The following is a 24,633-nucleotide window of genomic DNA, read 5'->3' on the forward strand; positions in this document are numbered from 1 at the left end:
GCCGAGCCCTCGGCCGACCACAGTCGCAACATCGTCGTGCAGCAGGCCCGCGTCGAGTAGTTCCTAATGAGATATGGCACGCCGCCCGCTGCGTGAAATGCGTTGATGTCGGTGGTTGGACAAACTCGGTGTCGAACGCCGCACCCCGGCCGCGGTCCTGGCTGCCGAACTCCACAGCGACCGGACCGGATGAGTAGCTATGGTCGTCGGAGGTTCAGCCGGCGGCGTGTCCGCAGCGAGGGCAGAACTTCTCCCCTGGGTGGTGTTCGAATCCGCAATTGGAGCAGTAGTGCGTCTCGGTATCCGGGTCGTCAGTCCTCGACGGCTCGTGGTCCTGAGCGGGAATCGGTTCGGCCGACCCGACGGTGACCGGCGCCGGATGCGACATCGGCTGTGCGTGAGTTGTCTCCGGTCCGCCAACCGGGTCGTCTCGGAGACCGGCAGCAGAAACCCCACCCGCGGCGGCAGCTTCGCCGGCCGGTGCAGGAGCCGCCACAGCGGTCCTCCGGCGCCGGAACAACAGCGCCGCAGTCGCGCCGGCAATGACGAAAGCGGCCACTACCACTCCAGCGATCACGGGAAGGACCGGGAAGCTGCTCTTCGACGCGGATTGAGCGAGCGGTACGTCGTGTGAATCCAGGAAGGTCCGCAGATCCTTGGTTTCGGTGATGAAGTTCGTGCCGGCCATCTCCGCGCCGGTACTGGGATTCAGGACGCCGAAGCTGTTGATTCCCACGACCTGACCATCACTGTTGACGGTCGGGCCGCCCGACATGCCGCCGGACATGTCGGTACTCACCTCGAGGACCGATACTCCCTGAGGCGAAACCTGCTGGCTCGACACCGTGCCGGACTTGAACGACGCGTGGGGGATCCGGCTGGGATCTGCGAAGTTCAACACGCTACCGGGGAACCCGATCGAGGTCAGCTGGCCGCCCACCTGCGGAGTCACGTCGGCGATCGACAGTGCCGGTGTGTCCTTCGACAAGCCCGACGCCTTCAGCAAGGCCAGATCCCCTTGCTCGAACGACCGGAAGTCGACGATCTGAACGGTGGTGGCGGTCGTGAGCACGGCGTCGTTCACCGCTGACGGCTGAATCGCCTTCACCGTGCGGTCCACCGGCGCCCCTTGCGTGGTCCCCTCCACCTTCCAATTCATGATGGCGGTTTCCAGCAGGTCGGATCTGCCCTTGGATGAGAGAAAATGCTGCAACAGGGCTCTCTTGCCCTCCGCCGGATCGACACAGTGACCAGCCGTCATCATCTGGCCGGACTTGCCGACGAACCAGCCGGTGCAAGTCGAATCCGCTGTCACTTCCTTCGTGAATCCCGCGCCATCCTGATCGTATTTGGGCGGCACGAATATATATCCGTCCCAGCTCGTTTCGAGCAGGACGATCGATCTCTCCAGATCGGGTCCGCTGGGCGCACCCGCCGCACTCGCTGCACAGCCGATCACCAACGTGCCGGACAGTAGAATCACGCCCAGTGGTTTGAGCGATTTATCGACGAACATGATCCGGATCCCTCCAATTGTGAGGTGGTCACTGCGGTCGGCCGAGGGTGGGGCCTTGCATGGTCACCGCCACGTTTACCCGACGTCATGGTGGTTATTTTCTGCAGACTCGCTGGTCCTGTTCCGTAAGGACGTTGGTCGTCGTATACCCATTATGGCGATCGGCGTCTGATGGAATATGTGTATCGGGGTCTCTGAACGGTCTTGGGAGGCTACAAGATTATGAAGAAGAACCAGCCATTTCCACGGATTGCTGCTGAATAGCCACATTTTGGATTCATTTTGAGTGATTTTTGATGAACTCCAGGAGGTCATATCGATCCAGAACTAAACGGTTGAGGCGTAGATGGTGTGTGGACCTTGGAAGTAGTCGCGGACATGACCGGGCAGCTTCTGGGCACGCCGGAAGAACGACCGCATCGCCAGTTCCATCGACGGTGACGCGAGAGTCGGCCCGGATGGTGAGCTATGAGCCGGCCGATCAGGCGATCGGCCGGTCCCGGGGCGGGCTGACCACGAAAGCGCATCTGGCCACCGACGGCAACGGTCGTGGTCTCGCGGTGCTGCTGATCGCGGGCCAAGCCGGTGATTCGCCGATGATGCCCGCAGTGCTCGACGCAATCGCGGTGCCGCGGCTGACCGGTGGCCTCGACGTCGGCGATGCGTCAGAACGGATCCCTATTCACGAATGATGCTGTGTCAGAGTGGCAACTATGAATGGGAGCATCCGCGGGGTGTCGGGTCTGCTGCGTCGGCTGCGGGATGGCGGGCAGGACCTCGCGGCCATACATGCCACGGCTGAAGGCTTCTTGGACTTGCATTATGACGTGCCCTACGAATTGTGCCTGGTCCTAGCGGTATTGGTCGAGTGCTCGGCGGATCTGCTGACTGCGGAGGACATTCGGGATGCGATCACGAGCGATCCTCGGTGGGGCAATGCGGCGGAGCGGAGTCGACTGGTGACACAGCTTCGCGAACTCGCCTCGGATGTGTACTCATCCACGCGGGAGGACGCACTCGCGATCCTGAGTGCTCTCGGAACTCCGGGTTGACCCCCTGACTCTGGACTCTTCGTCGTGACATACGACAACGCAGGCCAGAGTGAGACGCCGCCGGGTGATGGATTGGTTGTTTTGGGCGACTGCGGCGCGGCTAGTGATGGCGGAACGGTCCATCGAGGGCGGCCCATTGCAGGAGCATGATTGTTTTGGCGTCGGCGATTTCGCCGGTGCGGATCATGGCGAGGGCTCGGGTGAAAGGGATTTCCACGGTGCTGATGTCTTCGCCTTCCGCGGCGACTCCGTGGCCGGCCGCGGGTGGGACGGCTCGGTCGTAGGGGGCGGCGAAGAAGTGGAGGCGCTCGGTGACGGAGCCGGGGCTCATATAGACCTGGAAGACCGGTTGGACGGTGCCGATGTGGTGGCCGGTTTCTTCCTGGACTTCGCGGCGGATCGCCGCTTCGGGTGTGTCGCCGTCGAGGAGTCCGGCCGCGGTCTCGAGCAGCATGCCGTCCGGATGCCCGTTGACGTAGGCGGGCAGGCGGAATTGGCATGTGAGCAGGACGGTTCCGTGGGTGGTGTCGTAGAGCAGGATGGTGGCGCCATTGCCCCGGTCGTAGGTTTCGCGTTGTTCCCGGGTCCACTGGCCGTCGCTGTGCTGGTAGTCGAAGGTGGTGTTGCGCAGGATGTACCAGTTGCAGGACAGCACTTCGACATCGTGGATCCGGACCCGCGGGTTTCCGGTCAGGTCGCGGCCGTGCCGGTCCAAGCCGGTGCGCCCGCGAGGATCCGGGGTGTCGACGCCGGCCGTCATCGGAGGGCCTCGGTCGTGGTGTGCCCGAACGCGTTCAGGTTCTCGGACAGGAAGGACTCCAGTGTGCGCGGGGGCCTGCCGAGGATGGTGGAGACGGTGTCGGTCGGGTGCTCCGGTTGGTTGATGGCCATCCGCTGAATCTCGGTGATGTGGTCGGCCAGCCAGTCGGGCATGCCGGATTGCCGGATGAGTTGTTCGCGGAAGTCGGCGGGCGGCAGATCGACGTAGCGGATCGGAACGTCGAGCATTCTGCTCATCATGGCGGCGAGCCGAGGGTAGCTGTAGGTCTGCGATCCGGTGAGAGTGTAGGTGCCGCCCGCGATCTCGGATCGCAGCAGGGCGGCGGCCGCGACGTCGGCGATATCGCGGCAGTCGATGTAGTTGCAGGCAGCCTCGCCCATGGTTCCGACTATCAGGCCGCGCGCCGCGACCTGGGGAGCGAGCTGGAGCAGTTTCTGCATGAACGCGTAGGGGCGCAGAATGGTGTGCGTCATGCCGGTTCCCCGCAGCACTTCCTCGATCGCGTAGTGCCATCGTGCGATTCGCACCGGCGAGTCCGGGCCCGCTGTCGGCGCGGACAGTTTGACAACGTGTCCGATACCGCGGTCGGCGGCGATTCTGATCGCGCGAGTTTCGAGTTCGACCTGGTCCGTTCGGTTGACCATGGTCAGGAACAGTTGACTGGCACCGTCGAAGGCTGCGCGCAGCGTTTCCGGGTCCGTCGCGTCGGCGTACCGGACTTCGACCGCGGCCTGCGCACTCACGCCGGCGCGCAGCCGATCCGGATCTCGGGTCAGCGCCCGGACCGGCACGTCGGCGGCGGCCAGCCGATTCACCAAGGCACATCCGGTCGCGCCGGTGGCTCCCATGACGACGATCATCGTTCTTCCTTCCGTTGGGTCGAGCACCAGCGCAACGTGATGATCACGGCGGCAATCGAGGCTGCGATCGGGACATCGACGCGAATGCGGTCGGGCAACGCGGGTACGGCGGCGAGTAGTTGGGTGAGTGATACGGCGACCACCGCGGTACCGGCGCCGAACGCCGCCGCGAGCAGTGCGGGCGACGAAGATCGCAGTCTGTCGTGGCGGAATCCCCTGTGTTGCAGCCATATTCCGATGATCAATGCGACTGCCGCTGAGGTTCCCGCGATCGATGTAACCGCGGCGAGCATCAGATCCGGCCGGCCGGTCGCGAGCCCACCGACGCCGGCGCAGACAGCCGGTGCCAGATAAGCGAACAGGACCTCTCGCCACAGGATGAATCGGGTGGGCGGGGATGCAATAGCCATCTACTTAGGTTCCTAACTATATGTTCGCCGTAAGGCGCTGGCAGCGGTCATCGTCGGTTCAGTCGGTGAGTGCGTTGATGCCCTCGCTGACGCGTTCGAGTAGTTCGAGGAATACGGTGCGCTCCTCGGGGGTGAGTCCGCCGACCATGGCCTGTAGGCGCCCGAAATGTTCGGGCGCCACATCGCGTAGCTGCTGTGCGCCGCGGGCGGTCAGGACCGCGACCGTCGCGCGCCCATCCTCGGCCGAGGCCCGTCGGCAAACCAGGCCCTGCTTCTCCAGGCCGTCTATCAAGCCGGTCACTGTTGCCCTCGTGACGCCGAGTACGGCCGCCAGATGCGACGGAGAGAGCTCGCCGTCGCTGTCCTCGAGTGCGGCCAGGAGCCGATACCGCCCGGTGGATAGTCCGAATCGAGCGAAATGAGCCTCGGCCGCCTGGCCCAGTCGCGCGCCGGCCGCCAGCAGGCGCACGGCGACGAGCACCGCCTGGGGGTCGACATCCGCTTCCAGTCCGTAGCGCCGGATCTGCTTGCTTGCCTGTGTGAGGCTGGGGGATTCGGTTAGCTGCCGGCCGGTCTCCATGTATTTAATATGGCACCTAACTATCTCGCGGTCAACGAGACTGCGATGAAGATCTCCTGGTCTTACGTATGAGGTGGTGGCTGGTGGAGCGGGCGCGGCGGGGGTGGGTAGTACGTAGGGTGGCGGGTATGTCGAGGAATCCGTTCTTTGAGCGCAGCGTGCTGCCGTATGAGCTTCCGGTGTTCGCGGAGATCGCGGACGAGGACTATCTGCCCGCGTTCGAGCGGGGGATGGCGGAGCAGCTGGCGGAGGTTGCGGGGATTACGGCGGGGGAGGGGGAGGTTACGTTCGCGAATACCGTTGAGGCGCTGGAGCTGTCGGGGCAGCTGTTGGGGCGGGTTTCGCGAGTGTTCTTCAATGTGGCTTCGTCGGATTCGACGGAACGGACCGAGGCGATCGAGGCGGAGATGTCGCCTCGGCTGGCGGCGCATGAGGATTCGATTCTGCTGGACGGGGAGCTCTTTCGGCGGGTCGAGGGGTTGTATGAGCGGCGGGGGGAACTCGGGCTGGACGCGGAGCAGGTGCGGCTGCTGGAGCGGTACCGGCTGCGGTTCGTGCGGGCGGGGGCGCGGCTGGATACGGGGGAGCAGGCTCGGTTGCGGGAACTGAATGCCGAACTTGCCTCGGCGGCAACGTTGTTCAAGAAGAACAATTTGGCGAACACCAATGCTGCGGCGCTGATTCTGGACGGGGAAGAGCAGGTGGCGGGGCTTGCGGACGCCGCGGTGGTGGCGGCGGCCGAGAACGCGGCGGCGCTCGGGCATGCCGGGGCGTGGGCCTTGAGTTTGCAGAACGTCTCCAACCAGCCGGTGCTGGCCGAGTTGACCGATCGCGCGGTGCGGGAGCGCATGATGGCGGTGTCGCTGGGTCGCGGGTTCGCCGATGGCGGGGCCAATGCCGAACTGGCGGTTCGGATGGCGGCCTTGCGGGCCGAGCGGGCGGCGCTACTGGGGTACTCGGATCATGCGGCATACGTGGTCGAGGATCAGACCGCGAAGACCGTGGACGCGGTGGAAGAGATGCTGGCACAGCTGGTTCCGCCGGCGGTGGCCAATGCCGAGCGGGAGGCGGGCGAACTCGCCGCAGCCATGCGTGCCGCCGGCGACCAAGGCGAACTGCGTTCGTGGGATTGGCAGTTCTGGTCGGAAAGGGTTCGCGCGGAACAGTTCTCGGTCGATACCGAGGCGCTGCGCCCCTATTTCGAGCTCGAGCGTGTGCTGTGGGACGGCGTCTTCTTCGCGGCCGGTGAGGTTTACGGCGTCACCTTCCAGGAACGCACGGATCTGCGCGGCTATCACCCAGAGGTCCGGGTCTTCGAGGTGTTCGACGCCGATGGCTCCGGCCTGGGATTGTTCCTCGGCGACTTCTTCGCCCGCCCGTCCAAGCGCGGCGGCGCGTGGATGAACAGCCTGGTCGGCCAGTCGACGCTGCTCGGCACGCGCCCGGTGGTGGTCAACAACCTCAATATCGTGAAGCCGCCGGAAGGTGAACCGGCCCTGCTCACCTGGGACAACGTGCGCACCCTGTTCCACGAGTTCGGCCACGCGCTGCACGGGCTGTTCTCGAATGTGCGGTACCCGTTCTTCTCCGGCACGGCGGTCCCTCGCGACTTCGTCGAGTTCCCGTCCCAGGTGAACGAGATGTGGATGGCCCGCCCGGAGGTCCTGGCCAACTACGCCAAGCATGTCGACACCGGTGAGCCGATGCCCGCCGAGTTGGTCGACCGTATGCTCGAGGCCGGACAGTTCGGCGAAGGCTTCAGGACGGTCGAGTACCTGGCCGCCGCACTACTGGACTGGGCCTGGCATCGCCTGCCCGCCGGTGCCGCGGCAGGCGTCGATGCCGAAGCCTTCGAGGCGGAAGCCCTGAGCAAAGCGGGCGTCGCCCTGGCCGCGATCCCGCCGCGCTACCGAACCGCCTACTTCTCGCACATCTTCGCGGGTGGTTATGCGGCCGGCTACTACTCCTACATCTGGAGTGAGGTGCTGGACGCGGACACCGTCACCTGGTTCGAGGACGATTCCGCGTCCATTCGCGACAAGGGCGAGTCCTTCCGCCGCGAGTTGCTCTCCCGAGGCGGCTCGGTCGACCCCCTCACGGCCTTCGAATCTTTCCGAGGCCGCGCGCCGATCATAGAACCCCTGCTGACCCGGCGCGGCCTGACCGCCTGATCTCATCAGGTGGGTTCGCAAATAGTTCTGCCACAACACGATCCAGTGCAGCTGCGGCCTCAACTGCGAACTCATCACCGGCTACCGGTACCAAACACCGGAATCCCAATTGCCGTAGTCCCAGACATTGAAGTCGTAGCGCTCGTGGGCTCCTGCGGTTACGTAGCCCCACCAACCGGCGGAGATGTCGCAGATCGGGTCGTCGTGGTTGCAGACGGTGAGGACCGGGACGGTGCCGAACCAATCGTCGACACCGGCCAGTGGGTAGCCGACCAGCCGATTGCCCGGAATGGAGGACACCCCGCCGCTGCCGGGGCCGGGGGCGCGTTTGGGGTCCGATAGGAGTATGGCGTTGGTGTTGGCGACGTTCTGGTTGGCGGTGATCCAGGCGTGCAGGATGGCCGCGCCTTCGCTGTGCCCGATCAGCCGGATGTGGTCGAACGGGCATTCGCTGCGGTGCAGCCGGAAGAGCCGGTCGATTTCGTCCAATGCCGATATCGGATCGAGGGGGTTGTATCCGACGGGCTGATCGACAGCGGGCGAGAATATCGACGGCGTGTTATCGCCCGATCCGCCTATTCCGATCGACCAGGTGCCCGAACAGGCGTCGGCTCGGGCTGTTGGGTGCGTCGAGCAGAGGATGGCCAACAGGAAGGCGGCGAAGAGCGTCGTTGCCCTGCGCATGATCGTACTTTCTACCTATGCCGCCGGATGACCAGCACGGCGGGTCCGCTTTCAGCGTACGCGTTTTCGGAAAGGAGCCTCCGCGTCCGATCGATAGGCTGGGGCGATGAAACCGAGCCTGTTCCTGCTGGTCCTGTACGTGGAGGACATCGAAGCGGGCCGGGAATTCTATGCCGCGCTGGGGTTGGATTTGGTGCGATCGAGGCTGTGCGGCAATTGAATTCGGATATTCGAGCGCACGATGATTCATCGGCGATTGTCGTCGATCCGGATGGCAGTTCGATCGAACTGCGCGACTGACTGGCCCCCGTCACCGTCCGGGGCGAGATCCCGTCAGTAGTCGAGTGCGTGTTCGGGTTGGCAGACGTCCATCGGGGACGGGAGGTAGCGGACGATGGCGTCCAGCAGCGGCGCGATGTCGTTGCTGCGGGAGGCTGCGCCGCACAGGATGGGGACGATGTCGCCGATGCGGGTGAGGGCTCGGATGCGGTGGTGCAGGGCGTCGAGGGGGATGTCGCGTAGGGACGGGGCCGAGTCGCCGGAGGTTTGCGGCATCAGGGTTTTCACGAGGAGGTCGAAGCCGCGTTCGGCGGATTGCCAGTGGGGGCCGTAGATTTCGGCGGCCAGTGGTTCCAGGGCCCACATGGGGAGGAGGTCGATGACGCCTTCGAAGGTGGGGCCGGTGCCGAGGGGGAGTTGGAGGGTGAGGGGGGCCGCGCCGCGGATGTCGGCGATGGTGCGCAGGCAGCGGGGGAAGTTGGCGGCGGGGTGGTCGAGGCCCTCGATGAGGCACAGGCGGGCGACCTGGTGGTCGTCGGCTATTTGGAGGATGGTTTCCAGGCGCGGGGCGTTGGCTCCGGCGGCGTCGACGACCGTGATGACGCTGTCGGCGACCCGGATGGCGCGTTGCAGTGCCGGGATGGGGGCGTGGCTGGACAGTTCGGCGACGCGGATCGTGTGATCGGCGCGGTCGGTGGACCAGTGCAGCTGGGGGCCGGGGTGGCCGGTGCCGTGGTGCAGGCGGTGCAGCAGTCGGGTGGTGTCGGCGGGGTCGCCGATCAGGGTGACGTTGCGGATCGACTGCGGGTCAATAGCTTTGGTGGCCATCGCGGTGGGTTACTCCTCAATCCGGGTTCACCGTACCTCCGGGGGTGGATGCCTCGTGGGGAATTCGGCCCCAAAGTAGAACGTGTTCCTATACCGTCGGGTTTGTGCAGAAAGAACAACGCCCCGCCGTGGCCGACTGGTTCACTGCGGATGACGGTGTGGCGCGGCTCAAGGGCAGCCGGTGCAAGGAGTGCGGCACACCGTATTTCCCGAAGAACACCCTCGCCTGCCGTAACCCCCGATGTGCCGGCCCGAAGGACGGCTCCGAGCTGGAGGACTACCTGTTCTCCACCCGCGGCCGGATCTGGTCCTACGCGGACGCGCGGTACAAGCCGCCCGCCCCGTACGTCTCGGGCGACCCGTTCGAGCCGTACGTGATCGCGGCGGTGGAGCTCGAGGTCGAGAAGATGGTGATCCTCGGGCAGGTCGTGCGCGGGTTCACCGTCGACGACCTGGCCGTGGGCATGCCGGTCGAACTGGCCGTGGGCACGCTGTACGAGGACGACGAGGCGGAGCACACGGTGTGGAAGTGGAGGCCGGTCAATGACTGACACGAATCGCGATATCGCCGTCCTCGGCGCGGGCATGCACCCGTGGGGCAAGTGGGGACGCAACTTCGTCGAGTACGGACTGGTCGCCGCGCGCGCCGCGCTGGCCGATGCCGGCGTGAGTCACGAGGACGTCGGCTACATCGCCGGCGCCGACACCATCCGCAACGGCTACCCGGGCTTCGTCGCGGGCGCGACCTTCGCGCAGGCGCTGGGCTGGTCCGGCGCCCGGATCTCGAGCAGCTACGCCGCGTGCGCCTCCGGCGCGCAGGCCATCGCCAACGCGCGCGCCCAGATCCTGGCCGGTCTGACCGACGTGGCCCTGGTGATCGGCGCGGACACCACCCCGAAGGGCTTCTTCCAGCCGGTCGGCGGCGAACGCCGCGACGATCCGGACTGGCTGCGCTTCCATCTGCTCGGCGCGACCAACCCGATCTACTTCGCGCTGTACGCCCGCCGCCGCATGGCGTTGCACGGCGCCACCCTCGACGACTTCGCCGCGGTCAAGGTGAAGAACGCCAAGCACGGCCTGAACAACCCGTACGCGCGCTACCGCAAGGAAGTCTCGGTCGAGGAGATCGCCGCCTCGGCCATCGTCTCGGATCCGCTGCGGCTGCTGGACATCTGCGCGACCAGTGACGGCGGCGCGGCCCTGGTGCTGACGTCGATGGACTACGCGCGCAAGCACGGCATCGCCGACCCGGTCCGGATCAGTGCGCTCTCGACGGTCACCCCGACCTTCCCGAAGACCGTGCTCGATCTCCCGGATTTCGCGACCGATTCCGCGGTGGCCGTCGAGCCGCAGCCGCACACCTTCCGGTCCTCCCTGGCGCTGGCCGCCTACGAGGAAGCCGGTATCGGCCCGGAGGATCTCTCGCTCGCGGAGGTCTACGACCTGTCCACGGCTCTGGAGCTGGACTGGTACGAGGACATCGGCCTCTGTGAGGTCGGTGGCGCGGAAGCGCTGCTGCGCAGCGGCGCAACCACTTTGGGTGGCCGGGTCCCGGTGAACCCCAGTGGCGGCCTGGCCTGTTTCGGTGAGGCGATCCCCGCCCAGGCCATCGCTCAGATCTGCGAGCTCACCTGGCAGCTGCGCGGTCAGGCCGACGGCCGTCAGGTCGAGAACGCCCGCGCCGGTATCGCGGTGAATCAGGGTCTGTTCGGCCATGGTTCGGCGACCATCGTGACGCGCTGAATCTGATCGACCGAGTCGAATCCAACCGAGAACCCGGGCTTGTGCCCGGGTTCTCGGCGTTTGGTGCACGGGTTGCGCTCGGCAATGTTCGTCCGATATCAATAGCGCGGTAGAAAAAGACAATTCGGACATGGGCAATTGTCCAGTACGCTTGTTTCTGTCGGGAAATATTCTGTGCAGAATGAAATTCCCGGACCGACTGTCTGCTGTTATGTGGATCCTCTGTCGCGATTCCGATCGAATCAACATCCGCCATTCACCGCGCAACCTCCGCTATTCGCCGGGATTTCCGAAATCGGCTCGCCGGCCGCCACCCGGGGGCGTTAGCAATGACGCCGCGGCGCAAGAGGTTTGCGCTGCTGATGAGGAGGACCCGTGTCCCGCAAGAGTATTCGGCTTGCCGCGGCGGTCGGCGCAGTCGCGCTGGCCTGCACCGCGACCGGAATTGCCATGGCCACCCCCGGCGACAACGGCCAGGGCCAGAACGACAACGGCCAGGGCCACAACGGCAAGGACGGCAAGCATGTGCTGCTGATCTCGGTCGACGGCCTGCACCAGGCGGACCTGGCCTGGTACGTCGAGCAGCACCCGAATTCGGCGCTGGCGAACCTGGCCGGCAACGGCGAGCAGTACACGAACGCGCAGACCACGAACCCGTCGGATTCGTTCCCGGGCATGGTCGCTCAGCTCACCGGCGCGACGGCCGGCCAGTCGGGCGTCTACTACGACGACACCTTCAACCACGACCTGCTGCCCGCCGGCACCACCGACTGCGCGCACACCCCCAAGGGCGCGGAGGTCTCGATGACCGAGGCCATGGACCGCAACCAGAGCGCCCTCGACGCCGGTCAGGGCCTGGCGGGCCTGCCCGACAGCATCCTGGGCATGACGGGAAACCCGGCCACCCTGCTGAATCCGGCCGCCATGCCGGTCGACCCGGCCACCTGCAAGCCCGTGTACCCGAACCAGTATCTGCAGGTCAACTCGGTCTTCGACGTGCTGCACGCGGCCGGCAAGGTGACCGCCTGGTCGGACAAGCACCCGGCGTACTCGATCCTCGAGGGCAAGTCCGGCAACGCCATCGACGACCTGTTCACCCCGGAGATCAACTCCGATTCCCCGGTCGCGGGCAAGGACTGGACCAAGGACAACAAGGCCACCCAGCAGTACGACGGCTACAAGGTGCAAGCCGTGATCAACGAGATCGACGGCTACGACCACGGTCGCACCAAGAAGGTCGGTGAGCCGGCCATCTTCGGCATGAACTTCCAGGCCGTCTCCACCGCGCAGAAGCTGCCGACCTCCAACGGCATGACCGGCGGCTACCAGGCCGACGGCGTGACCCCCGGCCCGCTGCTGTCGGGCGCGCTGGATTACGTCGACGGACAGCTCGGGCGCCTGCTCGGCGAGTTGAAGTCCACCGGCGCGGACAAGGACACCACGGTCATCGTCTCCGCCAAGCACGGTCAGTCGCCGACCAAGCCGGGCGATCTGACCCGCATCGACGACGCTCCGATCCTGACGGCCCTCAATGCCGCGTGGAAGGCCAAGCACCCCGAGGCCACCCAGGATCTGGTCGCGTTCAGCGTGGACGACGACGCCATGCTGCTGTGGCTGAGCGACCGTTCGCAGGCCGCCGCCGATTTCGCCAAGCAGTTCCTGCTGGCGAACAACGGCACCGGTAACGACATCGGCGGAAACCCGAAGGCCTACACCAAGTCCGGTCTGACCGAGGTGCACGCCGGCGCCGACGCGGCCGCGTACCTGGGCGCCCCGGCCAACGATCCGCGCCACCCCGACCTGGTCGGTGTCGCGCAGGTCGGCACGGTGTACACCGGCGGCAAGAGCAAGATCGCCGAGCATGGTGGCGCGAACCCGGCGGACCGCCATGTGCCGCTGGTGGTCTTCGGTCCGGGCGCGAAGAAGGCGGTCGTGCACGAGGCCGTGCTGACCACCCAGATCGCGCCGACCATCCTGAAGCTGACGGGCGAGAACCCGCAGAAGCTGGATGCCGCGAAGGGCAATGGCGTGAACGTGCTGCCGAACCTGGGCTGATGTCCCAATGAGGCCGAAACGGCCCGCCGGTTCTCCGGCGGGCCGTTTTCCGTGTGCCCGGCCCGAATTGGACGGCAGGGCAAAGACTCCGCTTCCGGGTTGCGGGGTTCGAAGCATGTGCTTCGCGGATTGGATGGTGGCCGCGTGCTTCTCGGCGATTTATTCGCTAATCGGGCGGGTTCACGGCCGGTGTGCGGGACCGGCGGTGGCATCGAAACCAAACGGTCCAAAACGGTCGTGTGAATTAGCGATATTTCATATGCTCTGGCCCGCGGAGTGGATCGACCGCGCCCGCTCCGACAACCTGGATAAGAGGGACAGTTTATGAAACGAACGATTCTTGTGGGTATCGCGTCCTGCGCTCTGCTCGGGGCCGGCATCGGAACCGCTGCGGCGGACGGGATTCCGCTCACCACCCCCGTGGATCTGCCCGTCAGCTCCGGTTCGGCCTCGGAACTGGGCAACGCGATCGGCACGGGGTCGGTGGATCTCACCGCTCTGGGCGCGGGGCTCGGCAGCGCGTTCGGCGGCGGGTACGCCAACGGCGTCCTCAGCACCCTCTCGGCCGGAATTTCCTCGCACTAGCGGCGGAACCCATGACGGCGGTCGCCGGGCGGACCCCCGCCCGGAGGCCGCCGTCGCATGTCGTTCGTTGCTCTCGAGAACGCGACGTGGATCTCACATGCGGGTAGCCGAGGATTGTGCGACTTCGGGGCTGGATAGCATCGAGGGCACGTGCAGATCGAGGAAACCCCGAGGACTTGTGTTGACTACCGACCATCTTGACCGCTGGAACGCTCACGAGGCTGCGGCGGAGGCGATGATTCCGATCATCGGCAGCTTGTATCGGGACAAGGGGGTGACGATTCTGCTGCACAGCCGGTCGCTGGTGAACAAGTCGGTGATCAGCATCCTGCGGACCCACCGGTTCGCGCGGCAGATCGAGGGCGAGGAACTGTCGATCGACGAGACGCTGCCCTTCCTGGAGGCGCTGCGCTCGCTCGACCTGGGCCCCAGCAAGATCGACCTGGGCCGCCTGGTGATGGCCTACCGCGCCGACGAGCGTGGCCTGTCGGTCCCCGAGTTCACCGCCGACGTGCTCGCCGACGTGATCGCCGGCAACAAGGCCGCGGCGCAGGGCCCGCGCGATGTCGTGCTGTACGGCTTCGGCCGCATCGGCCGGCTGGTGTCGCGACTGCTCATCGAGAAGGTCGGCTCCGGCAACGGACTCGTGCTGCGGGCCGTCGTGGTCCGCAAGGGCGGCGAGGACGACCTGGTCAAGCGGGCGGCGCTGCTGCGCCGCGACTCGGTGCACGGCCAGTTCAACGGCACCATCAAGGTCGATGCCGAGAACAGCACGATCATCGCCAACGGCAATGCCATCAAGTTCATCTACAGCAATGACCCGACCTCGATCGACTACACCGAGTACGGGATCGACAACGCGATTCTGATCGACAACACCGGTAAGTGGCGTGACCGTGCGGGTCTCGAGCAGCACCTGCGCCCGGGCATCTCGAAGGTCGTGCTGACCGCGCCCGGCAAGGGCGACGTCCCGAACATCGTGCACGGCGTCAACCACCGCGAACTGGACCTGTCGCAGACGATCTACTCCTGCGCGTCCTGCACCACCAACGCGATCGTCCCGCCGCTGAAGGCGATGGAGGACGAGTTCGGCATCGTGCGTGGGCATGTGGAGACGGTGCACTCGTTCACCAATGACCAGAACCTGCTGGACAACTACCACAGTGCCGATCGCCGTGGCCGTTCCGCGCCGTTCAACCTGGTGCTGACCGAGACCGGCGCGCAGTCCGCGGTCAAGAAGGCCATGCCGGACTTCCAGGCCAAGATCACCGGCAGCTCGATTCGCGTTCCCACCCCGGATGTTTCGGTCGCGATCCTGAACCTGCAGCTCAAGCGCGCGACCTCCAAGGACGAGGTGCTCGAGTACCTGCGCGAGATGTCGCTGTCGGGTCCGTTGAGCCGCAACCTCGATTTCACTGCGGCCACCGACGTGGTCTCGAGTGACTTCATCGGTTCGCGGGCCGCGTCGATCGTGGACGCCAACGCCACCATCGTCGACGGCGACACCGCGATCCTCTACCTGTGGTACGACAACGAGTTCGGTTACTCGTGCCAGGTCGTGCGGACCGTGCAGTACATCTCGGGTATCGAGTACCCGACCTACCCGCGCCTGGGTGCGGAGAGCCCCGCGGTGGCGGCGGTTTAGTCCTCCCGATGTGAACGAAGGGCCCCGGCAGTGTGACTGCCGGGGCCCTTCGCTGTCAGTTGGATGCTAGCCGGCGGGTGCGGCGACCGGCTGCCAGCACACCACGCGGGGAGGCTGCGGCGTGACGACCGCGCCGTCGGGCATCGCGCACTGGTTGGCGTCGGTGCTGCCCTCGAAGCGGGCGGCGATCTGAGCGACGACGGCCGTGGCGGTGCTCTTGGTGGCACAGTCGGCGGGCGCGATCTGATTGACGCCGGGCTGCATGGCGTAGCAGTTGCCGACCTTGACGTTGGGGGCGAAGCACAGCGAGGAGTTGCCGTTGGTCAACACGAAGTAGTTGGCGTCGCGCAGCTTCCCGTCGGGGCAGGTGGCGCCGTTCTTCGGCGCGGCGGCCAGTTCGTAGACCGCGGCGGTGTCATCGCAGGCGGTCGGCTTGATCTTGCCGACCTGAGCGCCACGGTAGTCGGTGGCACTGACGCAATTGCCCACGGCCAGTTCGGGATCCTTGGTGGTGATCGTCCCGGACTTGGTGAGGCCCGCGACCAGTCCGAGCGCCAGGACCAGCACGCCGGCGACGGCGACGATGGTGCCCGTGTGCTTGGGCAGCCCGGAGGTGGGAGCCTCGGTGGCGATCTTGTCCGAGTCCGCGGTCGCGGCGGGGGCCGTCTTCGACCGATTGCGCAGGACGAGCCCCACGATCAGCAGCACGACGCCGGCCGCCGGGATCAGGAGACTGCCGGCGGAGAAGCCGGAGGAGTCGGCCGAGTCTCCGGCCGCAAGGATCGCGGTCGACCCGATTTGCCCAATGAACACTGTGTTTCAATCCTTCCGGTCCGGTGACGGACTCGGCAGGAAAGTACCTCGAGTGGGGTACCGGCCGGGCTGTTTTTAAACGAAGTTGTTTCCGATTTTTTCGGAGTGCGCTCACTCCGGAGTCGATGTGTCCGAAGCGCCGGTGCGGGACCGCCCGGTGGCGGCCCCGCGTCCACGTCGTCAGTGGCAGTCGTGCTTGAACGGCAGCCGCTCCGACCAGCGCTGCGAGTTCGGGTCGTAGGCCTGGATGTAGGAGTCGTCGCCCCCGGTGCAGGCCTCGTGGAAGCCGGACTTCGGATCCCACATATTGGTCTGGTAGCCGAAGGAGGCACCCGCGTAGCCGTTGTGCGGTCCGGCCTTCACCGAGTAGGTCGCCAGCCGGGTCCCGTTGTTGCGATTCACGATCAACGTGACGGTGCCATTGTTGAAATGATCGCCATTGATCTTGAACTGGGCGCCCGCGTCGGACACCGCTGTGCACACGTCCCCGGTGCACTTGTTGCCCGCGGTGTAGGTGGTCAGCCAGATGTCGAGCGAGGCCTTGCGCGCGGCCGCCGCGGCATTGTCGTCCTTGGCCTGCTGCCGCACCGCGGTGGTCACGCACGCGACGTCCCCGGTGTAGGCCTCACGCCAAACGAAGCCGTTGACACAGGTATTGGGTCCGTACGCGCCGCCACCCGCGCGCCGGGAAGCAGCGGCGGCATTGTCGGCGCGCGCCTGATCCCGGGTGCCCGGGCTGACGCAGACGTGGTCGGCGGCGTTGGCCTCACGCCATACGTAACCTTCCTGGCAGGTGTCGGGCCCGTAGTCGCCGCCCGCATTGGCGACGGTCAGGCTGCCGAACAGTCCGAAACTGGCGGTACCGACGACGGCCGCCGCGAGCGCGGCGCGTGCGGCGATACGGGCGTGGGTGGCGATCATCGGTGCGAATTCCTTCGAATCAGGGGGATCGGGTGCACCGAGCATGAGGTTCGCCACTAATCAACGACCAACGAGAAACTCACCGCCGAAAAGAGCGGCGCCGCACAGCGATTGCTGTGCGGCGCCGCTCGCGCGATCGATATCCGCGGTCCGGGTCGGGGCTATCCGCCGGAACCGCTGTGTATCAGGGGGTTTCGCCCGCCGTGTCCGCGAGCCAGTTCCGCAGCCAGACGGTGGCGGTGGTCCCGTTGCTGTCGACGACGTAGCGCGGATAGGACTGGTGGACGCCCGAGGCCAGAAAGTCCTGCACCTGCTTCATCCACTGCTTGCTCGCCGGATTGTCGCCGGGTGCGGACAGGATGGCGGTGCCGCCCTGGACCAGGGCCTCGTTGAGGATCGACTGGAAGGTCAGCGCGTAGCTGGGGATCTGCACCGGATCCTGCGCGGTGAGCTGGGTCAGCAGTCCGGCCGAGCGGCCCGCCAGGTCGTCCATCGGGACCGAGCAGTAGAGGTCGCCGGCCGCGCAGAAGGTGCGGACCCTGGGGCTGAGCCAGCCGAAGCCGCCCGCGCGCGCTCCGCCCGCGCCGGTGCCGGCGACGTGCGGACCGACCAGGGCGTCGGTGGGGGAGCGGCGCGGGTCGGAGACCAGGCCGACGGCGGCCATGCGGTCGGGCGGGATCACGCCGAGCCCGGTGCCGATCTCCGAGGCCAGATCGCCCGCGGCGTCGGCGCCCTGGCTGTAGCCGATCAGGGCGAAACGTGTTGCGCCGCAGCGGGCGGCCATGCCGGAGATCAGACCCCGGGCGGCGGTGACCGCTTCGTGCTTGGAGCGTCCGTAGACCTCGCCGTCCCAGGGGAAGGCGGTGGCCGGGTAGCTCACGTAGTCAGTGCGCACGTTGCCGGGCAGGCCGCGGGTGACCTGCGCGAGCATGCCCTGTTTCGGGTCGTCGACGGAGGTTTCCCAGGTGCCGGGTACGGCGATGATATTGAGGTTCGGGCAGTCCGCGGGCGCTGCCTGTGCGCCGGGTAGGCCGGTGGCCGTGAGGATTCCGGCCGCGGCCGCAACCACCGCGAGCGCGCTGCTCGCCGTTCGGAAGGTTCGCATTGTTCGAAAAGACAAGGTCCAACCCCTTGTTCGGATCGTTCGGACGACTTCACCACCGCAGGGCCGTGCCGGGGGCCGGCACGTCGAGCAGAACATACCAAAGGGAGGGGCTCGTTTTGATACGGATTGTGCTTGAAACGCCGAGAATCGGACGTATCGGATATTCGGCCCAGTTCTCGTCGTCGAGTGATAGGCGCGAGTGAAAGATGTGAATTCCATTGCGCCGCGCGGACTCCGATCATGACAATTCGCGGTGCGGTAGCTGATTCGCCATTGCTATCAATCGACGCGCCGTCCCGCCAACGGGACTCGGGCCATATTATGTGGGAGTATCCCTACTCGGGAGTAGTACTGGCGGCGATCGCGGATGCAGAGCCGACGATTCGCTGCCGGGTCAGAAGGGAACCGGCGGATATGAGTATCCGGGTGACGAATATCGGGGAACATCACGACATCGCGCTGCCCGCATTCGGTGATGTGTTGCGGCGGCTGCGCGAGGAACGAAGACTATCCCGGGAACGGCTCGCGTTCTCGGCCGGCGTCAGCGCCAGTTATGTGACGCAGTTGGAGAAGGGCGGGAAAGGCAAACCCACCCAGGCGGTCGTCGACGCCCTCATGCGGTGCATGAACCAGCGGGATCCGTTGTCGGACACCGAGCGCAGATATCTCTACGATTTGGCCGGTCTGACGGGCAGTGGATATCCGACGGTCGACGAGCTGAAGAAGTCGATCAGCGCCGATGTGCTGCGCATGCTCGTCATGTATCGGCCGCGGATGGCGGCGCTGTATGACACCCGCGGCAATGTGCTGGCCGGGAACGTCGAATGGGCGCAGGCGTTTCCGGGGTTGTCCGAGAGTGGGAATCTGTATCGGTGGATGTTCGCCGATCCCGTCGCCCGGCAAGTGATGCCGGATTGGGAAATCGATGTCCGGCAGTCGGTTTCGTGGTTGCGCGGAGTCGTGGGATCGCTCGCGGATCCCACCGTGTTCGGCGCGCTGATGCGGGAGCTCGGCGAATTCGAGGAATTCCGGCGGCTCTGGGCGACCGGCGACGTCGGGTACGCGCCGCCCGTGCGCACCATGCGGCTGCGGGATCGGGACACGGGCGAGCTGAAGACGTACCGGATTCAGGTGGGCATGCTGGATTCGGCCAGCTACCCGGGCCACATCGTGGCGACGGTCGGGCTGCCTAGCTGACCGGGCTCAGGACGACGACCGGGATCTCCCGCTCGGTCCAGGCCTGATAGGTGTCGAAGTCGGCGTAGGCCTCGACCAGTCGCGGCCACAGCCGGGCCCGCTGCTGCGCGTCGGCGGTGACGGCGTGCACCGGGAACCGGTCCCGGCCGATCTGGATGTGGGTGTCGGGGCCCGCGCACAGATTGCGGTACCACTGCGGGTGTTTGGGCAGCCCGCCCTGCGACGCCACCACGATGGTGTCGGCTCCGTCGCTGATGTACAGCAGCGGGACGGTGTAGACCGTCCCGCTCTTGCGGCCGCGGTGTTCGAGCAGCAGCGTCGGCACCGGCTTGCGGAAGCCCGCGCCGATGCGCCACTTGCCGCCGATCCGGCCGCCGGTGCGCCGGTAGACCCAGACCTGGGCGCGGCCGGTGTATTTGAAGATCTTGGGCAGGACGGGGGAGTCGAGTTGCGGGGGCCGCGGCGGGATCGTGGTCATGGGGTTCCTTTCAGATGGCTCGACCATACAGTCATGACCAGGTGTATGGTCAAGGTGTGCGCACGCATGGATGGTCCGGGTCCGCTCCCGGCGATGACGCGGAAGCCGTCGAACGCATCGTGGCCGCCGCCCGGCGCGCCATCGATCGCTCCGGCGACGAGTTCAGCATCGCCGAGGTGGCCCGCGACCTCGGCGTCACCCGTCAGACGGTGTACCGCTATTTCCCCAGCGCCGAAACACTTCTGACGGCGACGGCCATCGCGCAGACGGGGCATTTCCTGGATGTGCTGGCCGAGCGGCTCGGTGATATCAAGGATCCGGCGACCGCGGTGGTGGAGGGCATCGCGTACACGCTGGAACAACTGCCGGAGGAGAAATACCTCGGCCTGTTGTTGCGACCGGGACGAGCCAGCGCCTTCTCGGCGGGCGTAACGTCCGACACGGCAAAGTCTTTCGGCCGTTCACTGCTGGAACGCTTCTCGGTGGATTGGGCTGCGGCCGGGATCTCCGATTCCGCCCTGGACGAACTCGTCGAGCACATGCTGCGCATCGTGCAGTCGTTCGTCATCGATCCGGGCCGGCCGCCGCGGCGGGGCGCGGAACTTCGTGACTATCTCTCGACGTGGGTCGCGCCCGCACTGACATAGGGAAACCCCGGGGCCTAGCCTGCCCCGGGGTTTCGGTGTCCGCCCAATTGCGGCACGCCGACACGTTTAAGAACGGGTTCAGTCTCGATTAACGTGACGCTCTGCGATTGAGCTACAGCCCATTGGTGGCTGGGCCGGCAGGAGTTGAACCCGCAACCTTCACGCTGACAATCCGTTCCTTCGATTCGGCGTTCGGCGGAGAATACTGAAACTGGAGCGATAGTGTGAGTTTGAAGGCGCGGTGCCTCTGCCGGTTGGGCTATCCCGCCAGGTATGGCGGGAGGAGGATTCGAACCTCCACTGGGCCGCTGTGTGCCTGTCACAGTTGAACTTCTGTTTCAGCTTGCGCTCTTTGCGCACTGCCGACTCTAGCCGCTGACGCGGGCCTCAGCCAAACAAATATCCGAATACGTTCTCGCCCAGCTTGCGCTGGGTGACTTCGGCGTTGTTGGCCTCCTCGCGCGCGAATTTCACTGCCTGCTGCAGCTTTTCGACGCGCTCGGTGAGCTCGTTGACGCGCTTGGCGGGCAGCGCGCCGGAGAAACGGATGGTCCGCCAGTATCCGACCACCACGTCCTCGTGATACACCTCGACCTGCGCCGGATGCTTGTCCGTCGCTTCGGCTTTCACGTGGTTGCGCGGAATCTTCTTGGTGCGCACCGTCTGTACCGGCTCGGTGGCGTAGCAGTCCGCGGCCGCGTCGTATTCCCACGACTCGGCGGCATCCAGCACCGGCAGTTTGCGCACGAAGGTGTGCAGGTCGGTGAGCTGCTTCTCCAGGAACAGCAGGTAGGTGATGGGCGCGTTCTCGACCAGGGTGCGGCCGTCGACCACCACGCTCGCGGTGGCGGTGCAGTTCGCCCAGTCCTTGGTGGCGACCACGTCGAACAGTTTGGTCAGGATTTCCGCCGTGGTGTGCAGGACTTCCTCGGATCTCACCTGGACGCGCGTCGACTCGGGCGGCAGCTGCTCGCCCTCCTCGTCCTTGGGACGGTAGGTGCGCGAAATACCGCGCAGCAGCGGGTTTTTGGCCAGTTTGTGATGGGCCTCGGTGAGCTCGGAGAAGGTGCGGGACTTGATCCCTTTCTCGACGGCGACAATCTGATTCAAACGTGTCATTGCGGCACTGTATCGGGGGAGCGGTGTTGGCGGCCAGGTGTTTTCGGCGCTTGCGTCGATGGTGGTGGCTGGTGCTCGCGGTTGTTGTGAACCCGGTGCGCGTTGCCGCGCTGTTGTGACGTCGCCTTCGGTCCTGATCCTGCGAGCCGCTACCCGATCCGGGTCCGGCTGCCGAGCCCGACCGCACTCGTGACGTTGCGGTGGCGCGTGAGCGGCGGAGGGCGTGATCGGGTTGCCGCGGTGCGGGCGGGTCGGCCGCGCGGCTCGGCCGGGTCGCATGCCGCGCAGCCGCGGTCAGCTCACAATCGGGCGTGCGGTAGAAAAGGTATGGCGTCGTGGACGCATCCGCTGATGCCGCCGCCGAGGGACTTCGTGCGGTCATCGACATCTGAACGGAGAGGCTGTTTCATGGCGACCTCGGAAGCGCGCGCCCAGATCGGCGTGACCGGCCTGGCGGTCATGGGTAGCAACATCGCCCGCAACTTCGCACGGCACGGCTACACCGTGGCCCTGCACAACCGCAGCATCGGCAAGACCGACGCCCTGCTCGCCGAGCACGGCGGCGACGGCGACTTCGTGCGCACCGAGACCGTCGAGGAGTTCGTGGCCGCGCTGGAGAAGCCGCGCCGCGTGCTGATCATGGTGAAGGCCGGCGACGCCACCGACGCCGTCATCGAGGAGCTGGCCGCGGCCATGGAGCCCGGCGACATCATCATCGACGGCGGCAACGCCCTCTACACCGACACCATCCGCCGCGAGGCGGCGATGAAGGCGCGCGGCCTGAACTTCGTCGGCGCCGGCATCTCCGGTGGCGAGGAGGGCGCCCTGAACGGCCCCGCCATCATGCCGGGCGGCCCGAAGGAGTCCTACGAGTCGCTGGGCCCTCTGCTGGAATCGATTGCCGCCCAGGTCGACGGCACCCCTTGCTGCACCCACATCGGCCCCGACGGTTCCGGCCACTTCGTGAAGATGGTGCACAACGGCATCGAGTACGCCGACATGCAGCTCATCGGCGAGGCCTACAACCTGTTCCGGGACGCGCTGGGCTTCGACGCCAAGCAGATCGCCGACGTCTTCACCCAGTGGAACTCCGGCGACCTGGAGAGCTACCTGGTCGAGATCACCGCCGAGGTGCTCAACCAGGTCGACGCCAAGACCGGCCAGCCCCTGGTCGACGTGATCGTCGACGCCGCCGAGCAGAAGGGCACCGGCCGCTGGACCGTCAAGTCCGCCCTCGACCTCGGCATCCCCGTGACCGGAATCGCCGAGGCCGTCTTCGCCCGCGCCCTGTCCGGCTCCCGCACCCAGCGCGCCGCCGCCAAGGGCCTCGCCTCCGGCGTCCTCGGCGACAAGCCCACCGACGTAGCCGAATTCACCGAGGCGATCCGCCAGGCCCTCTACGCCTCCAAGATCGTCGCCTACGCCCAGGGCTTCGACCAGATCGCCGCCGGCTCCGCCGAATACAACTGGGACCTGCACCCCGGCGACCTGGCCACCATCTGGCGCGGCGGCTGCATCATCCGCGCCCGCTTCCTCAACCGCATCAAGGAAGCCTACGAAGCCGACCCCGCCCTGCCGTCCCTGATCCTGGCCCCGTACTTCCGCGAGGCCATCGAGACGGCCATCGACAGCTGGCGCCGCGTGGTTGTCGTAGCCACTCAGCTCGGCATCCCGGTCCCGGCCTTCGCGTCGTCGCTGTCCTACTACGACGGCCTCCGCGCCGAGCGCCTCCCGGCCGCCCTCACCCAGGGCCAGCGCGACTTCTTCGGCGCCCACACCTACGAGCGCATCGACGCCGAAGGCAAGTACCACACGCTGTGGAGCGGCGACCGCAGCGAAGTCCAGGCGTAACCTACTGCCGGACAGTATTTCCCCCGAGAGGGCGGAGGCCCGCGCACCCCGCGGAACTCCGCCCTCTCGCTATTTCCGGATGGCGTTCAACGGCACAGTGATTCAGGGATGTCTGCTCCCAGAAGGCGATATCTGTTCAATGCCTTGGCATTTCGAGAGTGCAAGGGCCACCGCGGTTATGAGTTGCGCGGCAATGAATTTGGGTAACCGCGCCGGTGGTTGCGAGTCAGAGGGGCAGGCAGAGGAGGAGGATTATTCGTTCGGGGTAGGTTTCGCTTTGGATGGGGCCGGCTTGGACGTTGTATTCGTGGGTGGCGCCGGAGTTGGGGTTGCGGAGGCGGAGGTTGCGGACGGGTGGGGTGAATTCGACGGTGTTGTCGGTCCAGTAATGGCGGAAGTGGGGGTAGCAGGCGAGGTCGGATACCAGGGCGTTGAGGGCGGGGTCTTCGGGGGTGCGGCCGAGGGTCATGCGGAGCCAGAGGACGTAGAGGCGGGCCTCGGATTGCCAGTCGGCTTCTACGAGTTTCGCGACCGGGTTGCCGAACAGCCAGTGGAAGACGTTGCGTTCCTCGCGGAGGCCGGGGAGGGCTGCGTACCAAGCGTCGTTGGCGTCCAGGACGTTGCCGCAGACGTCGAGGTAGGCGGCGAGGGTGGGGTGGAACAGGTGCAGGGCGTCGCGTTCGTCGGGGGTGAGGGAGGCGAGGAGATCGTCGGGGGTCGGGCTGTCCTCGAAGCGGAGACCGGCCAGGTCGAACAGGTGCCTGCGGTCGGTGGCGGTCAACGGGGTCATGGTGTCCAGGCAACGCAGCAGAGCTTCGACCACCGATCTGGTGGGATTGCCGCGTTCGCCCTTCTCCAGGAGCGTGACGTAGCTGGCGCTGACGCCGGCCGAGTATGCCAAATGTTCGCGGGAGAAGCCGCGTTCGTCGCGCAGCCGGCGCAGGGCCTGGCCGAAGGTCGGAACAGCGATTTCATCCGCAACTGTGCGGCTTTCGCCGTCTCCGGTCACCGGGACCTGCCTTCCCAACGTGTGCTTGTCGCTGAATCCCGCTCGTAGTCACCGACGAGCAACCTATGACGGATGGTGCCATATTTGTTCGGTACGCGGCGATGATGCGTTAGATCCTCTTTGTGTTGCTTCCAGTCCTTGTGGCGGGCAGTGCAGTCGTGTTACTCGCGCGGAAAACCCGCTTACCACAGCGCCGTTGGATCGGGAACTGGGAGTGTGCTGGGTATCGCCATGGAGTCGGCGCAGAATCGGCTTCCGGGTCTCGTCGGGAGCTACTGAGCCGCACTACTTTTCGAGGCGTTGT

At 66.1% G+C, this 24,633-nt stretch carries 23 protein-coding genes; 10 read left to right on the plus strand and 13 right to left on the minus strand.

Annotated elements, in window-relative coordinates:
* Positions 1 to 214: 214 nt before the first annotated feature.
* A complete protein-coding gene (locus tag ACYVKL_RS30685; protein WP_379173282.1) occupies positions 215 to 1,516 on the minus strand; it encodes a trypsin-like peptidase domain-containing protein in 1,302 nt (433 codons plus the stop codon).
* A 458-nt stretch (positions 1,517 to 1,974) separates the two neighbouring features.
* Between ACYVKL_RS30685 and ACYVKL_RS30690 the strand changes: the two genes are divergently transcribed.
* Positions 1,975 to 2,208 carry a hypothetical protein gene (locus tag ACYVKL_RS30690; RefSeq protein ID WP_379173284.1) on the plus strand — a complete coding sequence of 78 codons (234 nt, stop codon included), beginning with the start codon at positions 1,975 to 1,977 and terminating at the stop codon, positions 2,206 to 2,208.
* Positions 2,209 to 2,668: 460 nt separating this feature from the next.
* Here the strand turns inward: ACYVKL_RS30690 and ACYVKL_RS30695 are convergent, their stop codons facing one another.
* The 4 genes from ACYVKL_RS30695 to ACYVKL_RS30710 form a co-directional block, all read right to left on the minus strand.
* Positions 2,669 to 3,328 (minus strand): NUDIX domain-containing protein, encoded by a 660-nt coding sequence (locus tag ACYVKL_RS30695; protein WP_379173287.1) that lies wholly within the window; start codon positions 3,326 to 3,328, stop codon positions 2,669 to 2,671.
* Positions 3,325 to 4,209, minus strand: coding sequence for an SDR family oxidoreductase (locus tag ACYVKL_RS30700; RefSeq protein WP_379173289.1), 885 nt, complete (start codon positions 4,207 to 4,209; stop codon positions 3,325 to 3,327). Before ACYVKL_RS30700 ends, ACYVKL_RS30695 begins: the two co-directional genes overlap by 4 nt.
* The gene (locus tag ACYVKL_RS30705; RefSeq protein ID WP_379173291.1) at positions 4,206 to 4,502 is read right to left on the minus strand and encodes a hypothetical protein; all 297 of its coding nucleotides are present in this window, start codon (positions 4,500 to 4,502) and stop codon (positions 4,206 to 4,208) included. The genes ACYVKL_RS30700 and ACYVKL_RS30705 overlap by 4 nt, the downstream gene beginning before the upstream one ends.
* Positions 4,503 to 4,677: 175 nt before the next feature.
* Complete coding sequence (locus tag ACYVKL_RS30710) at positions 4,678 to 5,199, minus strand: MarR family winged helix-turn-helix transcriptional regulator (protein ID WP_379173294.1); 522 nt, start codon at positions 5,197 to 5,199, stop codon at positions 4,678 to 4,680.
* 128 nt (positions 5,200 to 5,327) lie between these two features.
* On the opposite strand from ACYVKL_RS30710, the gene ACYVKL_RS30715 reads away from it, so the two are divergent.
* The gene (locus tag ACYVKL_RS30715; protein WP_379173296.1) at positions 5,328 to 7,370 is read left to right on the plus strand and encodes a M3 family metallopeptidase; all 2,043 of its coding nucleotides are present in this window, start codon (positions 5,328 to 5,330) and stop codon (positions 7,368 to 7,370) included.
* An 81-nt stretch (positions 7,371 to 7,451) separates the two neighbouring features.
* Here ACYVKL_RS30715 and ACYVKL_RS30720 read toward each other — a convergent pair whose 3' ends face one another.
* A complete protein-coding gene (locus tag ACYVKL_RS30720; RefSeq protein WP_379173298.1) occupies positions 7,452 to 7,859 on the minus strand; it encodes an alpha/beta hydrolase family protein in 408 nt (135 codons plus the stop codon).
* A 528-nt stretch (positions 7,860 to 8,387) separates the two neighbouring features.
* Positions 8,388 to 9,161 (minus strand): GTP-binding protein, encoded by a 774-nt coding sequence (locus ACYVKL_RS30725; protein WP_379173300.1) that lies wholly within the window; start codon positions 9,159 to 9,161, stop codon positions 8,388 to 8,390.
* Between the two features lie 104 nt (positions 9,162 to 9,265).
* On the opposite strand from ACYVKL_RS30725, the gene ACYVKL_RS30730 reads away from it, so the two are divergent.
* From ACYVKL_RS30730 to ACYVKL_RS30750, 5 genes are all read left to right on the plus strand, one after another.
* On the plus strand, positions 9,266 to 9,712 hold the full coding sequence (locus ACYVKL_RS30730) for a Zn-ribbon domain-containing OB-fold protein (protein WP_449879534.1): 447 nt from the start codon (positions 9,266 to 9,268) through the stop codon (positions 9,710 to 9,712).
* Positions 9,705 to 10,904: a lipid-transfer protein gene (locus ACYVKL_RS30735; RefSeq protein WP_379173302.1), complete on the plus strand. Its 1,200-nt coding sequence runs from the start codon at positions 9,705 to 9,707 to the stop codon at positions 10,902 to 10,904. The genes ACYVKL_RS30730 and ACYVKL_RS30735 overlap by 8 nt, the downstream gene beginning before the upstream one ends.
* A 375-nt stretch (positions 10,905 to 11,279) precedes the next feature.
* A complete protein-coding gene (locus ACYVKL_RS30740) occupies positions 11,280 to 12,959 on the plus strand; it encodes an alkaline phosphatase family protein (RefSeq protein ID WP_379173304.1) in 1,680 nt (559 codons plus the stop codon).
* Between the two features lie 324 nt (positions 12,960 to 13,283).
* Positions 13,284 to 13,544, plus strand: a complete 261-nt coding sequence (locus tag ACYVKL_RS30745; protein WP_213560243.1) for a hypothetical protein — start codon at positions 13,284 to 13,286, stop codon at positions 13,542 to 13,544.
* Positions 13,545 to 13,725: 181 nt separating this feature from the next.
* Positions 13,726 to 15,189: a glyceraldehyde-3-phosphate dehydrogenase gene (locus ACYVKL_RS30750; protein ID WP_379173306.1), complete on the plus strand. Its 1,464-nt coding sequence runs from the start codon at positions 13,726 to 13,728 to the stop codon at positions 15,187 to 15,189.
* 66 nt (positions 15,190 to 15,255) lie between these two features.
* On the opposite strand, the gene ACYVKL_RS30755 is transcribed toward ACYVKL_RS30750, so the two are convergent.
* From ACYVKL_RS30755 to ACYVKL_RS30765, 3 genes are all read right to left on the minus strand, one after another.
* Positions 15,256 to 16,002: a hypothetical protein gene (locus tag ACYVKL_RS30755; RefSeq protein ID WP_379173308.1), complete on the minus strand. Its 747-nt coding sequence runs from the start codon at positions 16,000 to 16,002 to the stop codon at positions 15,256 to 15,258.
* Between the two features lie 180 nt (positions 16,003 to 16,182).
* Positions 16,183 to 16,923, minus strand: a complete 741-nt coding sequence (locus tag ACYVKL_RS30760) for a hypothetical protein (protein WP_379173310.1) — start codon at positions 16,921 to 16,923, stop codon at positions 16,183 to 16,185.
* A 184-nt stretch (positions 16,924 to 17,107) separates the two neighbouring features.
* On the minus strand, positions 17,108 to 18,028 hold the full coding sequence (locus ACYVKL_RS30765; RefSeq protein ID WP_379173312.1) for a cutinase family protein: 921 nt from the start codon (positions 18,026 to 18,028) through the stop codon (positions 17,108 to 17,110).
* Between the two features lie 240 nt (positions 18,029 to 18,268).
* Between ACYVKL_RS30765 and ACYVKL_RS30770 the strand changes: the two genes are divergently transcribed.
* Positions 18,269 to 19,225, plus strand: a complete 957-nt coding sequence (locus tag ACYVKL_RS30770) for an MmyB family transcriptional regulator (protein WP_379173314.1) — start codon at positions 18,269 to 18,271, stop codon at positions 19,223 to 19,225.
* Here the strand turns inward: ACYVKL_RS30770 and ACYVKL_RS30775 are convergent.
* Positions 19,218 to 19,703 (minus strand): nitroreductase family deazaflavin-dependent oxidoreductase, encoded by a 486-nt coding sequence (locus ACYVKL_RS30775; protein ID WP_379173316.1) that lies wholly within the window; start codon positions 19,701 to 19,703, stop codon positions 19,218 to 19,220. The genes ACYVKL_RS30770 and ACYVKL_RS30775 overlap by 8 nt on opposite strands.
* A 56-nt stretch (positions 19,704 to 19,759) precedes the next feature.
* Here ACYVKL_RS30775 and ACYVKL_RS30780 point away from each other — a divergent pair, with 56 nt between their 5' ends.
* A complete protein-coding gene (locus ACYVKL_RS30780; RefSeq protein WP_379173318.1) occupies positions 19,760 to 20,350 on the plus strand; it encodes a TetR/AcrR family transcriptional regulator in 591 nt (196 codons plus the stop codon).
* Positions 20,351 to 20,737: 387 nt separating this feature from the next.
* Here ACYVKL_RS30780 and ACYVKL_RS30785 read toward each other — a convergent pair whose 3' ends face one another.
* Entirely contained in the window at positions 20,738 to 21,469 is a 732-nt protein-coding gene (locus tag ACYVKL_RS30785; protein WP_379173320.1) for a DUF7873 family protein, read from the minus strand.
* Positions 21,470 to 21,877: 408 nt separating this feature from the next.
* On the opposite strand from ACYVKL_RS30785, the gene gndA reads away from it, so the two are divergent.
* The gene (gene gndA, locus ACYVKL_RS30790) at positions 21,878 to 23,320 is read left to right on the plus strand and encodes an NADP-dependent phosphogluconate dehydrogenase (protein WP_379173322.1); all 1,443 of its coding nucleotides are present in this window, start codon (positions 21,878 to 21,880) and stop codon (positions 23,318 to 23,320) included.
* A gap of 226 nt (positions 23,321 to 23,546) precedes the next feature.
* On the opposite strand, the gene ACYVKL_RS30795 is transcribed toward gndA, so the two are convergent.
* Positions 23,547 to 24,329, minus strand: a complete 783-nt coding sequence (locus ACYVKL_RS30795; RefSeq protein ID WP_379173324.1) for a helix-turn-helix domain-containing protein — start codon at positions 24,327 to 24,329, stop codon at positions 23,547 to 23,549.
* Between the last annotated feature and the right edge of the window lie 304 nt (positions 24,330 to 24,633).

Source organism: Nocardia tengchongensis, from assembly GCF_054781395.1.

Excerpts from the sequence above, each read along its gene's own strand:
- ACYVKL_RS30770 (WP_379173314.1), top strand. The coding sequence starts at position 18,269 with ATGACAATTCGCGGTGCGGTAGCTGATTCGCCATTGCTATCAATCGAC.
- ACYVKL_RS30710 (WP_379173294.1), bottom strand. The coding sequence starts at position 5,199 with ATGGAGACCGGCCGGCAGCTAACCGAATCCCCCAGCCTCACACAGGCA.
- ACYVKL_RS30745 (WP_213560243.1), top strand. The coding sequence starts at position 13,284 with ATGAAACGAACGATTCTTGTGGGTATCGCGTCCTGCGCTCTGCTCGGG.
- ACYVKL_RS30785 (WP_379173320.1), bottom strand. The coding sequence starts at position 21,469 with ATGACACGTTTGAATCAGATTGTCGCCGTCGAGAAAGGGATCAAGTCC.
- ACYVKL_RS30760 (WP_379173310.1), bottom strand. The coding sequence starts at position 16,923 with ATGATCGCCACCCACGCCCGTATCGCCGCACGCGCCGCGCTCGCGGCG.
- ACYVKL_RS30695 (WP_379173287.1), bottom strand. The coding sequence starts at position 3,328 with ATGACGGCCGGCGTCGACACCCCGGATCCTCGCGGGCGCACCGGCTTG.
- gndA (WP_379173322.1), top strand. The coding sequence starts at position 21,878 with ATGGCGACCTCGGAAGCGCGCGCCCAGATCGGCGTGACCGGCCTGGCG.
- ACYVKL_RS30690 (WP_379173284.1), top strand. The coding sequence starts at position 1,975 with ATGGTGAGCTATGAGCCGGCCGATCAGGCGATCGGCCGGTCCCGGGGC.
- ACYVKL_RS30735 (WP_379173302.1), top strand. The coding sequence starts at position 9,705 with ATGACTGACACGAATCGCGATATCGCCGTCCTCGGCGCGGGCATGCAC.
- ACYVKL_RS30715 (WP_379173296.1), top strand. The coding sequence starts at position 5,328 with ATGTCGAGGAATCCGTTCTTTGAGCGCAGCGTGCTGCCGTATGAGCTT.
- ACYVKL_RS30700 (WP_379173289.1), bottom strand. The coding sequence starts at position 4,209 with ATGATCGTCGTCATGGGAGCCACCGGCGCGACCGGATGTGCCTTGGTG.
- ACYVKL_RS30685 (WP_379173282.1), bottom strand. The coding sequence starts at position 1,516 with ATGTTCGTCGATAAATCGCTCAAACCACTGGGCGTGATTCTACTGTCC.
- ACYVKL_RS30765 (WP_379173312.1), bottom strand. The coding sequence starts at position 18,028 with ATGCGAACCTTCCGAACGGCGAGCAGCGCGCTCGCGGTGGTTGCGGCC.
- ACYVKL_RS30775 (WP_379173316.1), bottom strand. The coding sequence starts at position 19,703 with ATGACCACGATCCCGCCGCGGCCCCCGCAACTCGACTCCCCCGTCCTG.
- ACYVKL_RS30725 (WP_379173300.1), bottom strand. The coding sequence starts at position 9,161 with ATGGCCACCAAAGCTATTGACCCGCAGTCGATCCGCAACGTCACCCTG.
- ACYVKL_RS30705 (WP_379173291.1), bottom strand. The coding sequence starts at position 4,502 with ATGCTCGCCGCGGTTACATCGATCGCGGGAACCTCAGCGGCAGTCGCA.